This is a genomic window from Streptomyces monticola, from assembly GCF_042665355.1.
Classification (GTDB): domain Bacteria; phylum Actinomycetota; class Actinomycetes; order Streptomycetales; family Streptomycetaceae; genus Streptomyces; species Streptomyces monticola.
The window spans coordinates 1219240-1232385 of the sequence record NZ_JBHTCF010000001.1 but is presented as its reverse complement, the minus strand read 5'-3'; the positions used below and the strand labels follow the sequence as shown (position 1 = coordinate 1232385).

The window sequence follows — 13146 nt, the reverse complement described above, 5'->3', positions numbered from 1 at the left end:
GTGCCGTGTTGCCCCATACCCCTGCCCCGTAGTTCACTGGCCTCTCCCGTCCGGGGACAAGGGGGCGGGAGGACGACTGCGGGACTGGTGCGACCTCTAGGGGGACCCATGGGAGCCGGGCACGATCACGGGCATGCGCACGGACACGGCGGACCCGGCGGCGGCACGGCGGCGGCCGCGTACCGCGGACGGCTCCGGATCGCGCTGACGATCACGCTCGGCGTGATGGTGGTGCAGATAGTCGGCGGCATCGCCGCGAACTCACTGGCCCTGGTCGCCGACGCGGCCCATATGGCGACCGACGCGCTCGGCCTCGCCATGGCGCTGCTCGCGATCCACTTCGCCAACCGCCCGGCGACGGGCAACCGCACCTTCGGCTACGCCCGTGCCGAGATCCTCGCCGCGCTCGCCAACTGTCTGCTGCTGCTCGGCGTCGGCAGCTTCGTACTGATCGAAGCGGTGGAGCGGTTCATCACACCCTCCGAGACGCAGGGCGGGCTCGCGATCGTCTACGGCGTGATCGGCCTGGTGGCCAACATGATCTCCCTCACCCTGCTCCTGCGCGGGCAGCGGGAGAGCCTGAACGTGCGCGGCGCCTTCCTCGAAGTCCTCGCCGACGCCCTCGGCTCGGCCACCGTGATCGTCGCGTCGGTCCTGATCGTGTTCACCGGCTGGCAGGCGTGGGACCCGATCGCGTCCCTGGTGATCGGCCTCATGATCGTGCCGCGCACGGTCAGGCTGCTCCGCGAGACCGTCAACGTGCTGCTCGAATCCGCACCCAAGGGCGTCGACATGGCCGAGGTGCGGGCCCACATAATCGAGCTGCCCGGTGTGGAGGACGTCCACGATCTGCACGCCTGGACCATCACCTCCGGGATGCCGGTGCTCTCCGCACATGTGGTGGTCGGCCACGACGTACTCGACACGGTGGGCCACGAAAAGCTTCTGCACGAGCTGCAGGGCTGCATCGGCGACCACTTCGACGTCGAACACTGCACCTTCCAGCTGGAGCCGAGCGGGCACGCGGAGCACGAGGCGAAGGTGTGCCACTGATCACGGGGGCCGGCCGCCGGGTGCGGGGACGGACTTCGACCGTACGCACTGTGGGTGATATCGTGGCCAGCGATCTAGGAGGTGGGTTGATGACTGTCGCGTTCGGCGCTGCTGTGCGCAGCGACACGGTTGTCCCCATTTCCCGGGCTCGCGACTGACCGGCGAGAGCGCCGTCCGCGAGCCCTGACACCCAAAGGGTCTCTCACGTTGTCCGACAACGCCGCCTCCTACGAGGCTTTCTTCGCCCTGCACCACGGACTCCCCCGGCAGGGCCCCGGCTCCGACGCCACCACCCGGCATCTCCTCTCCCTCACGGGACCGCTGCCCGAGCGGCCCCGGGTGCTCGACCTGGGCTGCGGTCCCGGCCGTGCCGCCCTGCTGCTCGCGGCGGAGGCGGGCGCCGAGGTGACGGCCGTCGATCTGCACCGGCCCTTCCTGGCCGAGCTCGACGCGGCCGCGGCCGCCCGCGGGCTCGCGGGGTCGATCACCACCGTCCACGCCGATATGGCCGAACTCCCCTTCCCCGACGGGTCGTTCGACCTGGTGTGGGCGGAGAGCTCGGCGTACAGCATCGGTTTCGACACGGCGCTGCGCTCCTGGCGCCGGCTGCTCGCACCCGGCGGCACCCTGGTCGTCACCGAGTGCGAGTGGACCACCGCCGAGCCGTCCCGGCAGGCGCGCGCCTTCTGGGACCGGCACTATGCGTTGCGTACCACCGAGGCGAACCGGCGTGCCGCGATCGCCGCCGGGTACGCGCTGCTCGGCGTCCATCACCAGCCCGAGTCCGACTGGGACGCGTACTACGGCCCGCTCGGCGAGCGCGCCGCCGCCGCGGACCCGGCCGCACCCGGTATGGCCGCCGCGCTCGCCGCCACCCGCGAGGAGATCAGCATGCGCAACGAGCACGGCTCCGAATACGGCTACACCGGCTATGTCCTCAAGCCCTCGGAGTGGCGGGTGCGGCCGGAGACCGAGGCGGATGCCGAGGCCGTGCACGCGGTCAACGCCGCCGCTTTTCCCACCGAGGACGAGGCCGACCTGGTCGACGCCCTGCGCAGGGACCAGGAGGCCTGGATTCCGGGTCTGTCGTACGTGGCCGAGGCGCCGGACGGGTCGATCGCGGCGTACGCCCTGATCACCCGCTGCCGGGTGGGCGACGCGCCCGCGCTGTGTCTGGCGCCGGTCGCGACCGCGCCGGAGCACCAGAAGCAGGGCGCAGGAACGGCGGTCGTGTCCGCGTTGCTGGAGGCGGCACGCGCGCGTGGCGAGGAGCGGCTCGTGGTGGTGCTCGGGCATCCCGAGTACTACCCGCGGTTCGGCTTCACGCGGGCCTCCGGGTTCGGCGTCGGGGTCGCTTTCGAGGTGCCGGACGAGGCGCTGATGGCGCTTGTCCTCGATGATTCCGGCGCGGTGCCGCAGGGCACGATCACCTATCCGGCGGCATTCGGCGTCTGAGGCACGGCCGGCCCGTTGACGGGCCCCGCTCCTGTTCCGTTCCGGCCCCGCCGCGGTACCACCGCGGCGGGGCCGGGACATGCGGGGTGCGGGAAGTGCCAAAAGTGCCGGATTCGTACGGCAGACTTGGGGCTCGAAGACCGATACGAAGGATGGTTATGCCGATCACACAAGGCGCCGCGGCGAACAGTTCGACGAACGGCTCCGCCGCCGAGATCCTGCTGGAACTGGTCGACGAGGACGGCAACACCATCGGCACCGCGGAGAAGCTCTCCGCCCATCAGGCGCCCGGCCAACTGCACCGGGCGTTCTCCGTGTTCCTCTTCGACGAGCAGGGGCGGCTGCTGATCCAGCGCCGCGCGCTCGGCAAGTACCACTCCCCCGGCGTGTGGTCCAACACCTGCTGCGGGCACCCCTATCCGGGGGAGTCGCCGTTCGCGGCCGCGGCCCGGCGGACCTACGAGGAGCTGGGTGTCTCGCCCTCGCTGCTCGCCGAGGCGGGCACGGTGCGCTACAACCACCCGGACCCCGATTCGGGCCTGGTGGAGCAGGAGTTCAACCATCTCTTCGTCGGCATGGTGCAGTCGCCGGTGCGGCCCGATCCCGAGGAGGTCGGCGAGACGGCCTTCGTGACGGCGGACGAGCTGGCGGTGCGGCACGACCAGGCGCCGTTCTCCTCCTGGTTCATGACGGTCCTTCAGGCGGCACGGCCCGCGATCAAGGAACTCACGGGGCCCGCCGCCGACTGGTAGACGGCGGCGCTGTTTCTACGGCGGCACCGGGCCCGCGGGCTTGAGCGGCAGGGCCGCCCAGATGACCTTGCCGCCGCCCGCCGTGTGCTCGGCGTCGCAGGCGCCGCCCGCCTCCTTCGTGATCTCACGGACGAGCAGCAGACCGCGGCCGCCGGTCTGGCCCTGATCGGCCTCCAGGGCCGTGGGGCGGTAGGGGTGGTTGTCCTCGACGGAGACCCGCACCCACTCGGCGCCGACGGCGACCTCCACGGCGATCATCGGCGACAGCAGTGCCGCGTGCCGCACGGAGTTCGTGACCAGCTCCGAGACGATCAGGAGCAGTCCCTGTACGACCTCGTCGGCCGCGGGCACTCCCTGGCGCGCGAGCAGATCGCGCACCGCGTGCCTGGCCTGCGGCACCGAGGCGTCCATCGCGGGCGCGGTGAACCTCCAGACTCCTTCGTACGGCAGCGGTCCGGCGGCCGATGTCGCGTCGGTTGCCGCGCTGCCGTGGTCGCCCATCGTCCGGTCCCTGCCCTCACGCTCGATTGTCACCACACATCGAGTTTGGGAAGGTTTTGGTCCGGACCGGATCAGTGATCAGAACTCGTCGCCTATCGATGACTTCTGATCATGCGCGTATGACAGCGTCACTTGGACGACTGGTCCTGGCCTTCTTGTTCCGTCTTCAAGCGCTCTGTGCCGGATGGTGCGCTCGGGGCCTGCGGGTCTTCGGGGTTACCGGGGGTCACCGCATCGGATGCCAGACTCACGATCCGGCGGCCGCCGATGCCCATGGCGATCAGCCCGAGGCCGTCGAAGAGCAGCGCCAGGGAGATGAAGAAGCCGATGGCGTACCGGCTGCTGCTGGGCCATTCGGCGAGGACGAGAACGCCGATCAGGACGCCGAAGGCTCCCTGGGCGAGCGTCAGGGCGAACTGCGAGCCGCGTACCACCACGCTGCCCACCAGGCGGAACACACCGCCGGTCAGGAAGAGCAGGGCCGCGAACAGGGTGAGCGCCTGGGCTCCGACCTTCGGGTGCACCAGGATGACCACGCCCGCCGCGATATTGAGAGCGGCGACCACGACACCCAGCCAGAAGAAGGTCGTGCCGCGCTGCTGGATGGCCTGGAGCAGGCCCACACAGCCGCCGATGAGCAGCAGCCAGCCGAACAGGATCATCGTCGTGAGCGTGGCGACACCGGCATAGAAGAGTCCGGCGAGGCCGCCGAGGACCAGGATCACTCCCAGTGCCGCCAGCCATCCGAAGCTCCGGTGGAGCTTCTCGCCTTCGCCCTTGGGCTTGGCCATCACGCCTCCTCGCGAGTCGAAGCGGGCCGCCCCCTCCTTGATCGTACGTTCGTACGGGACGGATAGCATCCGGCGCATGGCGCACTCCGAGCTCCCGCAGCTGCGGCACACGGCCGCCGACGGCATCGCGACCGTCGTCATCGACCATCCCGCCAAGCGCAACGCGATGACCACCGACATGTGGCGCGCGCTGCCGCCGCTGCTCGACGGACTCGCCGCCGACCCCGCCGTACGCGTTCTGGTGCTGACCGGCGCGGGCGCCACCTTCTGCGCGGGCGCCGACATCGCGGGGCTGCGGGGCTCGTCCGGAGAGTCGCAGGGGCTCGCGGTGGCGGCCGAGGAGGCGCTCGCAGCGTTCCCCAAGCCGACGCTCGCGGCGGTGCGCGGCTACTGCGTGGGCGGCGGCTGCCAGCTGGCGGCGGCCTGTGATCTGCGGTTCGCGGAGGAGGGCGCGTCGTTCGGGATCACTCCGGCCAAGCTGGGGATCGTGTACGCCGCCTCGTCCACCCGGCGCCTGGTGGAGCTCGTGGGGCCGGCGACCGCCAAGTACCTGTTGTTCTCGGGTGAGTTGATCGGCGCGGAGCGGGCGCTGCGGACCGGCCTCGTGGACGAGGTGCTCGCCACGGGTGAACTGGGCAAGCGGGTGGCCGAGTTCGCGAAGGTGCTCGCCTCGCGCTCGCTCCTGACGCAGGCGGCGGCGAAGGAGTTCGCGGCCGGGCGGGTGGACCGGGACGACTACTGGGCGCGGCAGGCGCGCGGCAGCGGCGACACCGCGGAGGGTGTCGCCGCGTTCCTGGAGCGCCGGGCGCCGCGGTTCGAGTGGACGGTCGGGCCGGGTCGCTGAGCGGGCCGCCCGGCAGGGGCGGCGGGTCGGCAGGGCTGCGGGCGAACCGGCGTGCCCGGTCGCCGGGTGAACTGTCAGGCCGGGGCGGCGAACTGACCGCGCATCATCTCGACCAGGGCGGCCGGCGCCTTTTCGGGTGCGCCCGCGTCGTACGGCGGCTCCGGGTCGTACTCGATCATCAGCTGGACGCACTGCGCGTGCTCGTCGCCCGCGATCCGGCCGGCCAGGGCAAGGCCCATGTCGATGCCGGCGGAGACACCGGCCGCGGTGACGTACTTGCCGTCGGACACGACGCGACGGCCTGTGGGCTTCGCGCCGTATCCGCCGAGGACATCGCGATACAGCCAGTGGGTCGTGGCCGGGCGGCCGTCCAGGAGTCCGGCGGCGGCGAGCATCAGGGACCCGGTGCACACCGACGTCGTCCAGGTGCTGGTCGCGTCCACCCTGCGCAGCCAGTCGAGCAGTGCCTCGTTCCCGACCGGGACGTCGGGGCCGCCGGGGACCACCACGATGTCCGGCCGGTCCACCTCGGACAGGGACTTCCGGGCGGTCAGGGTCAGGCTGCCGCTGTCGTCCGTGACGGGTCCGGCCTGCTCGGCGACGAACACGGTCTCGGAGTCCGGGAGCGGGTTGAGCGTCTGGTACGGCCCTACCGCGTCCAGGGCGGTGAACCGGTCGAAGAGGAGGATCGCGATCTGCATGGCAGGCCTCTCGGCGGGATGGCGGGACAGTGGATGACAGGACGGCGGGATGACATCGCCGGATGACTGGATGGCCGGTGCCTACTGCGGGTGCCGGGTGTTCTCGCGGTACTCCGCGACGAGGTCGGCGGGTGCCTTGTCCGGCGAGCCGGCGTCGTAGGGTGGCTGGGGGTCGTACTCGATGAGCAGCTGGACGGACCGGGCGGTGCGGTCGCCGGCGATCCGCCCCGCGAGGGCCAGGCCCATGTCGATACCGGAGGAGACACCCGCCGCGGTGACGTACTTGCCGTCGAAGACGACCCGCTCCCCGGTGGGCTCGGCGCCGAAGCCGCCGAGCGCCTCCAGGGCCAGCCAGTGCGAGGTGGCGCGGCGGCCCTTGAGCAGTCCGGCGGCGCCGAGCAGCAGGGAGCCCGTGCACACCGACGTCGTCCAGGTGCTGGTCGCGTCCACCGCGCGCAGCCAGTCGATGAGGGTCTCGTTGTCCATCTGCGGCGTCTGGCCCGGGCCGCCGGGGACCACGACGATGTCGGGGCGGCGTACTTCGGCGAGGGTCTGGTCGGCGGTGAGGGCGAGCCCGCCGTTGTCGTTGCGCAACGGTCCGGTGTGCTCGGCGACGAAGACGGTCTCGGCGCCGGGCAGACGGCTGAGGACTTCGTAGGGGCCGACCGCGTCGAGGGCGGTGAACCGGTCGAACAGGACGATGGCGATCTGCATCGGAGGCCTTTCCGGGGGCCGGGGCGCGGAAGCGCAGTTCAGGGCGTGGTGGTGCGGAAGCGCAGTTCAGGAGGTGGTGGTGCGGAAGCGGCGGCGGTAGTCGGCCGGGGCCGTGCCGAGGGTTCTGACGAAGGCGCGGCGCATGGCTTCGGGCGTGCCGTAGCCGCAGGTACGGGAGACCTCCTCGACGCCGTCGGCGGTGTCCTCCAGGAGGCGTCTCGCGTGCTCGACACGGACGCGCTCCACGTAGCGGCCGGGTGTCGTACCCGTCTCGGCCTGGAATGCGCGGGCGAAATGGCGCGGTGAGAGCCGGGCGCGGGCGGCGAGCGCCTCGACGGACAGATCACCGGCCGGATGCTCGGTGATCCACTGCTGGACCTCGCGCAGAGGCGCGCGCTGCGCGGTCTGGGCGGACAGCTGGGCGCTGAACTGCGACTGGTTTCCCGGGCGGCGCAGAAAGACCACGAGCTGCCGGGCGACGCCGAGCGCGATGTCACGGCCCAGGTCCTCCTCGACCAGGGCGAGCGCCAGGTCGATGCCCGCGGTGACACCCGCCGAGGTGGCGACATGGCCGTCGCGTACGTAGATGGGGTCGGACTCGACCTCGACCCCGGGGTGGTCGCGGGCGAGCTTGTCGCAGAACGCCCAGTGGGTGGTGGCCCGCCGCCCCTCCAGAAGGCCCGCTTCGGCGAGCACCAGGGCGCCGGTGCAGACGGAGACGAGGCGCCGGGCGCGCGGGGCGTGCCCGCGCAGCCAGGCGATCAGATCGGGGTCACTGGCGCGGGTGCCGGGGCCGCCGGGGACGAGGAGGGTGTGCGGGACGGGCGCGGCGGCGAGCGTGCGGTCGGGGACCACGGTGAGGCCGGAAGAGGTGCGGACCGGGGCGCCGTCCAGGGACGCGGTGCTGACGCGATAGCCGCCGGGCTCGCCCACCAGGTGCGCGGCGATGGCGAAGACCTCGGCGGGGCCCGTGACGTCCAGGCTCTGGACGCCGTCGAAGAGGACGAGGAGCACATCCTTGGCGGTGCGCGAGGACTTCATACCGTCGATTCTTCTGGGCCCGTCCGATGGCCGCAATGACGAGCAGCCCACCTTTCCTGCCATCGGTGCCCCGGGCTATCAGTCGTACCAACCAGTCGGTAGCTTGCCGTCATGACCTCATTGCCCGCACGCGCCGGACGCCGCTGTCACAACGTCCTCAACCCGCTGCACTCCACCGTCTACTTCTCACCCGACTACGCCAAGGAACTGGCCGCGATCGGTGTCGACTCCCGTGCCACCACCTTCATCGGCCGGGCCGCACCCCTGGGCAGAGTCGGGCCCGGCGTGGTCACGGCCGCCTTCTACAACTACAAGTACGACTTCATCGCGAGCCTCGTGCCCGCCATGTGGGACACCGTGGCCCCCGAGGACGTGGTGGCGGCACGCGTGCGTGCCGCCGACGCGACCCTGCGCCGGCTGCTCGGCGAAGACACTCTGAACTCCGACGAGATGGCGGAAGCCGCCCGGCTCGCACTGCGCGCCACCGAGGCGTGCACCCGGCACGCCCGGCCGCTGTACGCCGCGCACGCCGACCAGCCGGTGCCCGACGCCCCGCACCTCGCCTACTGGCACGCCGCCACGCTCCTGCGCGAACACCGCGGCGACGGCCATCTCACCGCGCTCCTCGGCGCCGGCCTCGACCCGATGGAGGCCCTGGTCAGCCACACCGCCACGGGCAAGGGCATGGCGCCCAAGTGGGTCCTCGCCACGCGCGGCTGGACCCAGGAGGAGTGGGACGCGGCGGTACGGCGGCTCCAGGAGCGGGAACTGGTCGGCGCCGACGGCGAGTTGACCGAGGCGGGCGAGGCCCTGCGCACGGACGTCGAGCTGGCCACCGACCGTCTCGACGCCGCACCCTACGAGCACTTGGGCGCCGCGGACGTGGCGCGCCTGACCGAACTCGGCAAGGGCTTCATCGGGACGGCGCTCACCGCCGGCGCCTTCCCCTCGGACCTCTTCGGCAAGGCCTGAGCTGCGCGCCGGCGTTTGCGGCGCCCCCACCCGGCTACCCGTCCGTCACCGGCCACCTCCGGCCGGTGACGGACGGGCACGCCGCGTCCGTGGGACGTGAGCCGCGGGCGCGTGCAAGGCGCGTCGTGACGAGAGGAATGACTCGTGTTCCGTGCCATCGCAGACGTACTGCGCCAGATCGCCGGAGCGATCGCCACCGTGGTGACGCTGCCGTTCCGGGCCCTCGCCCGGCTGTTCGGCGGGGCCTCCCGCAGCGGGCGGCGCACCGGACGGGCACGCCGGGTCTGACCGCCCCGCCCCTCGACTGTCACCGCCACCTGCCACAATGCTGACTTCAAGCTCAGCAAGGCTGACTTCAAGCTCAGCGAGAAGGCGGTAGGGGAATCGTGACCACAGGTACGGCATCCGTAGGTACGGCGTCCGTCGCAGGGTCCATCGAGGGCAGGATCGCCGAGGAGCTCGGCGTGCGGGAGCGGCAGGTGAAGGCGGCCGTCGACCTCCTTGACGGCGGTTCGACCGTGCCCTTCATCGCCCGCTACCGCAAGGAAGCGACCGAAATGCTCGACGATGCGCAGCTGCGCACGCTCGAGGAACGGCTGCGCTATCTGCGGGAGCTGGAGGAGCGGCGCACCGCCGTCCTCGAGTCCGTGCGCGAGCAGGGCAAGCTGACCGAGGCGCTCGAAGCGCAGATCAGGGGCGCCGAGACCAAGGCGCGCCTGGAGGACATCTATCTGCCCTTCAAGCCGAAGCGGCGCACGAAGGCGCAGATCGCGCGGGAGGCGGGGCTCGAACCCCTCGCCGAAGGACTCCTTTCGGACCCTTCCGTGGACCCCCTCGCCGCTGCCGCCGCGTTCGTCGACGCCGACAAGGGCGTCGCGGACCCGCAGGCCGCGCTCGACGGCGCCCGGTCGATCCTCACCGAGCGGTTCGGCGAGGACGCCGACCTGATCGGTGAGCTGCGCGAGCGCATGTGGACGCGCGGGCGGCTCGCGGCCAAGGTCCGTGAGGGCAAGGAGACCGAAGGCGCCAAGTTCGCCGACTACTTCGACTTCGCCGAACCCTTCACGGAGCTGCCCTCGCACCGGGTGCTCGCCATGCTGCGCGGCGAGAAGGAGGAGGTTCTCGACCTCGTCCTGGAGCCGGAGGAGCCGAGCACGGACCCGGCCGCCGCGGCCACATCGCCGTCCGCCCCGTCCTCGTACGAGCCGATCATCGCGCACCGCTTCGGGATCGCCGACCGCGGCCGTCCGGCCGACAAGTGGCTGCAGGACACCGTGCGTTGGGCCTGGCGGACCCGGATCCTGGTGCATCTCGGCATCGATCTGCGCCTGCGCCTTCGCACCGCCGCGGAGGACGAGGCGGTCAAGGTCTTCGCCGCCAACCTGCGCGATCTGCTGCTCGCCGCCCCCGCGGGCACGCGCGCGACCCTCGGCCTCGACCCCGGTTTCCGTACCGGCGTGAAGGTCGCCGTCGTCGACGCGACCGGCAAGGTCGTCGCCACCGACACGATCCACCCGCACGTCCCGGCCAACAAGTGGGACGAGGCCCTCGCCAGGCTTGCGAAGCTCGCCGCGGACCACTCGGTCGACCTGATCGCCATCGGCAACGGCACGGCATCCCGCGAGACCGACAAGCTTGCCGGTGAACTCATCGCCAAGAACCCGGAGTTGAAGCTCACCAAGGTGATGGTGTCGGAGGCCGGCGCCTCGGTGTACTCCGCCTCCGCGTTCGCCTCGCAGGAGCTGCCGGACCTCGATGTGTCGATCCGCGGCGCGGTGTCCATCGCGCGGCGTCTGCAGGACCCGCTGGCCGAGCTCGTCAAGATCGACCCGAAGTCGATCGGTGTCGGTCAGTATCAGCACGACCTGAGCGAAGTGAAGCTGTCACGCTCGCTCGACGCCGTGGTCGAGGACTGTGTGAACGGCGTCGGGGTCGATGTGAACACCGCCTCCGCGCCCCTGCTCGCCCGTGTCTCCGGCATCGGCGCCGGGCTCGCCGAGAACATCGTGGCGCACCGCGACTCCAACGGCCCGTTCCGGAACCGCAAGGGCCTCAAGGACGTGGCCCGCCTCGGCCCGAAGGCGTACGAGCAGTGCGCGGGCTTCCTGCGTATCCGCGGCGGCGACGACCCGCTGGACGCGTCGTCCGTGCACCCGGAGGCGTACCCCGTGGTGCGCCGCATGGTGAAGACGACGGGCGCCGAGGTCGCCTCGCTGATCGGCAACACGTCGGCGCTGCGCTCCCTCAAGCCCGCCGAGTTCGTCGACGACACCTTCGGCCTGCCGACCGTGACGGACATCCTGCGTGAGCTGGAGAAGCCCGGACGCGACCCGCGGCCCGCCTTCAAGACGGCCACCTTCAAGGAGGGCGTCGAAAAGCTCGGCGACCTGTCGTCCGGGATGGTCCTGGAAGGTGTCGTCACCAATGTCGCGGCGTTCGGCGCCTTCGTGGACATCGGTGTGCACCAGGACGGTCTGGTGCATGTGTCGGCGATGTCCAAGACGTTCGTCAAGGACCCGCGGGACGTGGTGAAGCCCGGCGACATCGTCAAGGTGAAGGTGCTCGACGTCGACATTCCGCGCAAGCGGATCTCGCTGACGCTGCGGCTCGATGACGAGGCGGCGGCCTCCGCCCCCGGTGAGGGTTCCGGCCGGTCCGGGCAGTCCTCCGGGCAGGGGCAGCGGCGCGAGCGGGGCAGCGGCCGTGGCCAGGGCGGGCGGCCTCCGCAGCAGCGCGGCGGGAGTGATGGTGACGGCAAGCGTGACCGGCGCGGTGGCGGCGGTGAGCGCCGTGGTGGCGGTGGCGGTGAGCGCCGTGGTGGCGGTGGCGAGCGTCGCGGTGGTGGGCGGCCGGCGCCTGCGCCCGCCAACAGCGCGATGGCGGATGCCTTGCGGAAGGCGGGGCTTGTGCAGGATCCGAAGCGGGGGCGGTGACGGGGTTTTCTTCCCCACCCCGCCCCTTCCCTGAAGTCCTGCGGACGGCTTCGGGGGCTGCGCCCCCGGGCCCCCGCTCGGGGCGCCGCCCCCCACCCCGCTCCTCAAACGCCAGAGGGGCTATGGATGACCGGCCAACGCCGGAGGGGCTATGGGATGCCCGGTCGAACGCCGGAGGGGCTATGGGATGCCCGGTCGAACGCCGGAGGGGCTATGGGATGCCCGGTCGAACGCCGGAGGGGCTATGGATGACCGGCCAACGCCGGAAGGGCTGTAGATGCCGGTCCAACGCCGGCAGGCCTACTGCTGCTTGGCCACCAGAACGCTTCCCGTTGCCCGGGCCACCAGGAATGACTCCCCCTTCGTCGACTTCGCGTCCAGAGGGATCCGGTGGACGCCGGGGGCGAGTGTGCCGTCGTACAACTCGTGGGTGCGGGGGCGGTAGAAGCGGTCCAGGCGGTATGCGGTGAGACGGATGCGGCAGGCCGAGGTGAGTTCCACCTCGGCCTCGCCGGGCCGTGCGGTCAGTCGTGTCAGGCGCCGCTGCGCCAACGGGACCCGGTCCAGGGCGTGTTCTATCTGGGCGACGAGGAGCGGCACGATCGGGGCGAGGCCGTCGACGTACGCCACGTCCACACCTGCGCTCTCGAACGTGCGGCGGACGGCGGCGCGCTGCTCCTCGGTGACGGCGCGGCCGAAGGCCACGGCGCCGTAGGTGCGGAGCTCGTCGGCGGGGGTGTCCAGGGCGTCGGGGGCGGCGATCTCCGCGCCGACACCGATGATCCGCAGGGCCGCGGCGAGTTTTGCGAGGAGGGCGGCACGGGCGCCGATCAGCAGCACCCGGCGGCGCAGGGCGCGTTCGGGTTCCGGCGCGCCGAGCAGCCGGTTCAGCTCGCTGCGGTACTGCTCGGCGCGGAAGCGGAACGGGCCGATTCCGTGGTAGCCGTTGCGCTCCAGATCGGCGTCCTCGCCGGTCTGCCAGGCGAAGTCCCGCCAGACGTAGTCGTCGCTGCCGTCCGCCGCCCGCTCGATGACGGCCGTGACGGCTCCGCATTCGAGGCTTTCGCACTCCGGGCAGCCGTAGATGACATAGCGGCCGCCGCGCAGCGGGGCCTCGGCTTCCAGAAGGAGCCGGCGCACATGTGCGGTGAAGATCGCCGGCGCCACGTCGGAGGCGAGGGGCGAGACGGCGTCGAGGTCGGAGAGCTGGAACAGCAGCGGGCGGCCGTCGACGATGAAGTCCAGGAAATCCCGGTGCACTTGGTAGCCACCGTCCGCGAGGACTCCCCCGGCGCGGACCGCCGGTGCGAGGCCGAAGGTCGTGTACTCGGCAGACATGGGGTGAGTATCCCCGGCCGCGGCGTGTTCTGAGCGCGACGGCCGGGATTC

At 71.6% G+C, this 13146-nt stretch carries 13 protein-coding genes; 7 read left to right on the top strand and 6 right to left on the bottom strand.

The features are described 5' to 3' along the window. Window positions 1-108 precede the first annotated feature (108 nt). From ACFQVC_RS05075 to idi, 3 genes are all read left to right on the top strand, one after another. Window positions 109-1053, top strand: a complete 945-nt coding sequence (locus ACFQVC_RS05075) for a cation diffusion facilitator family transporter (RefSeq protein ID WP_381826824.1) — start codon at window positions 109-111, stop codon at window positions 1051-1053. A gap of 207 nt (window positions 1054-1260) precedes the next feature. After that, window positions 1261-2508: a GNAT family N-acetyltransferase gene (locus tag ACFQVC_RS05070; RefSeq protein ID WP_381826822.1), complete on the top strand. Its 1248-nt coding sequence runs from the start codon at window positions 1261-1263 to the stop codon at window positions 2506-2508. A gap of 158 nt (window positions 2509-2666) precedes the next feature. After that, a complete protein-coding gene (gene idi, locus ACFQVC_RS05065; RefSeq protein WP_381826820.1) occupies window positions 2667-3260 on the top strand; it encodes an isopentenyl-diphosphate Delta-isomerase in 594 nt (197 codons plus the stop codon). A 15-nt stretch (window positions 3261-3275) separates the two neighbouring features. On the opposite strand, the gene ACFQVC_RS05060 is transcribed toward idi, so the two are convergent. Both ACFQVC_RS05060 and ACFQVC_RS05055 read right to left on the bottom strand, forming a co-directional pair. After that, window positions 3276-3797 carry an ATP-binding protein gene (locus ACFQVC_RS05060; protein WP_381826818.1) on the bottom strand — a complete coding sequence of 174 codons (522 nt, stop codon included), beginning with the start codon at window positions 3795-3797 and terminating at the stop codon, window positions 3276-3278. A 92-nt stretch (window positions 3798-3889) separates the two neighbouring features. Beyond that, window positions 3890-4552 (bottom strand): HdeD family acid-resistance protein, encoded by a 663-nt coding sequence (locus tag ACFQVC_RS05055; RefSeq protein ID WP_381826816.1) that lies wholly within the window; start codon window positions 4550-4552, stop codon window positions 3890-3892. Between the two features lie 76 nt (window positions 4553-4628). Between ACFQVC_RS05055 and ACFQVC_RS05050 the strand changes: the two genes are divergently transcribed. Then, complete coding sequence (locus ACFQVC_RS05050; protein ID WP_381826814.1) at window positions 4629-5396, top strand: enoyl-CoA hydratase/isomerase family protein; 768 nt, start codon at window positions 4629-4631, stop codon at window positions 5394-5396. A gap of 74 nt (window positions 5397-5470) precedes the next feature. Here the strand turns inward: ACFQVC_RS05050 and ACFQVC_RS05045 are convergent, their stop codons facing one another. The 3 genes from ACFQVC_RS05045 to ACFQVC_RS05035 form a co-directional block, all read right to left on the bottom strand. Then, entirely contained in the window at window positions 5471-6097 is a 627-nt protein-coding gene (locus tag ACFQVC_RS05045) for a DJ-1/PfpI family protein (RefSeq protein WP_381826812.1), read from the bottom strand. Window positions 6098-6178: 81 nt separating this feature from the next. Beyond that, entirely contained in the window at window positions 6179-6811 is a 633-nt protein-coding gene (locus tag ACFQVC_RS05040; protein ID WP_381826810.1) for a DJ-1/PfpI family protein, read from the bottom strand. Between the two features lie 66 nt (window positions 6812-6877). Beyond that, window positions 6878-7852 carry a GlxA family transcriptional regulator gene (locus ACFQVC_RS05035; protein WP_381826808.1) on the bottom strand — a complete coding sequence of 325 codons (975 nt, stop codon included), beginning with the start codon at window positions 7850-7852 and terminating at the stop codon, window positions 6878-6880. 111 nt (window positions 7853-7963) lie between these two features. Between ACFQVC_RS05035 and ACFQVC_RS05030 the strand changes: the two genes are divergently transcribed. From ACFQVC_RS05030 to ACFQVC_RS05020, 3 genes are all read left to right on the top strand, one after another. Next, window positions 7964-8824 carry an SCO6745 family protein gene (locus ACFQVC_RS05030; protein WP_381826806.1) on the top strand — a complete coding sequence of 287 codons (861 nt, stop codon included), beginning with the start codon at window positions 7964-7966 and terminating at the stop codon, window positions 8822-8824. A gap of 144 nt (window positions 8825-8968) precedes the next feature. Beyond that, complete coding sequence (locus tag ACFQVC_RS05025) at window positions 8969-9112, top strand: LPFR motif small protein (RefSeq protein WP_381826804.1); 144 nt, start codon at window positions 8969-8971, stop codon at window positions 9110-9112. A gap of 98 nt (window positions 9113-9210) precedes the next feature. Next, complete coding sequence (locus ACFQVC_RS05020) at window positions 9211-11757, top strand: Tex family protein (protein ID WP_381826802.1); 2547 nt, start codon at window positions 9211-9213, stop codon at window positions 11755-11757. Between the two features lie 300 nt (window positions 11758-12057). Here the strand turns inward: ACFQVC_RS05020 and ACFQVC_RS05015 are convergent, their stop codons facing one another. Further along, entirely contained in the window at window positions 12058-13095 is a 1038-nt protein-coding gene (locus ACFQVC_RS05015) for an oxidoreductase (protein WP_381826800.1), read from the bottom strand. Between the last annotated feature and the right edge of the window lie 51 nt (window positions 13096-13146).

Coding starts and splice junctions, on each gene's coding strand:
- ACFQVC_RS05075 (WP_381826824.1), top strand. CDS start 109: ATGGGAGCCGGGCACGATCACGGGCATGCGCACGGACACGGCGGACCC.
- idi (WP_381826820.1), top strand. CDS start 2,667: ATGCCGATCACACAAGGCGCCGCGGCGAACAGTTCGACGAACGGCTCC.
- ACFQVC_RS05055 (WP_381826816.1), bottom strand. CDS start 4,552: ATGGCCAAGCCCAAGGGCGAAGGCGAGAAGCTCCACCGGAGCTTCGGA.
- ACFQVC_RS05050 (WP_381826814.1), top strand. CDS start 4,629: ATGGCGCACTCCGAGCTCCCGCAGCTGCGGCACACGGCCGCCGACGGC.
- ACFQVC_RS05045 (WP_381826812.1), bottom strand. CDS start 6,097: ATGCAGATCGCGATCCTCCTCTTCGACCGGTTCACCGCCCTGGACGCG.
- ACFQVC_RS05040 (WP_381826810.1), bottom strand. CDS start 6,811: ATGCAGATCGCCATCGTCCTGTTCGACCGGTTCACCGCCCTCGACGCG.
- ACFQVC_RS05035 (WP_381826808.1), bottom strand. CDS start 7,852: ATGAAGTCCTCGCGCACCGCCAAGGATGTGCTCCTCGTCCTCTTCGAC.
- ACFQVC_RS05030 (WP_381826806.1), top strand. CDS start 7,964: ATGACCTCATTGCCCGCACGCGCCGGACGCCGCTGTCACAACGTCCTC.
- ACFQVC_RS05015 (WP_381826800.1), bottom strand. CDS start 13,095: ATGTCTGCCGAGTACACGACCTTCGGCCTCGCACCGGCGGTCCGCGCC.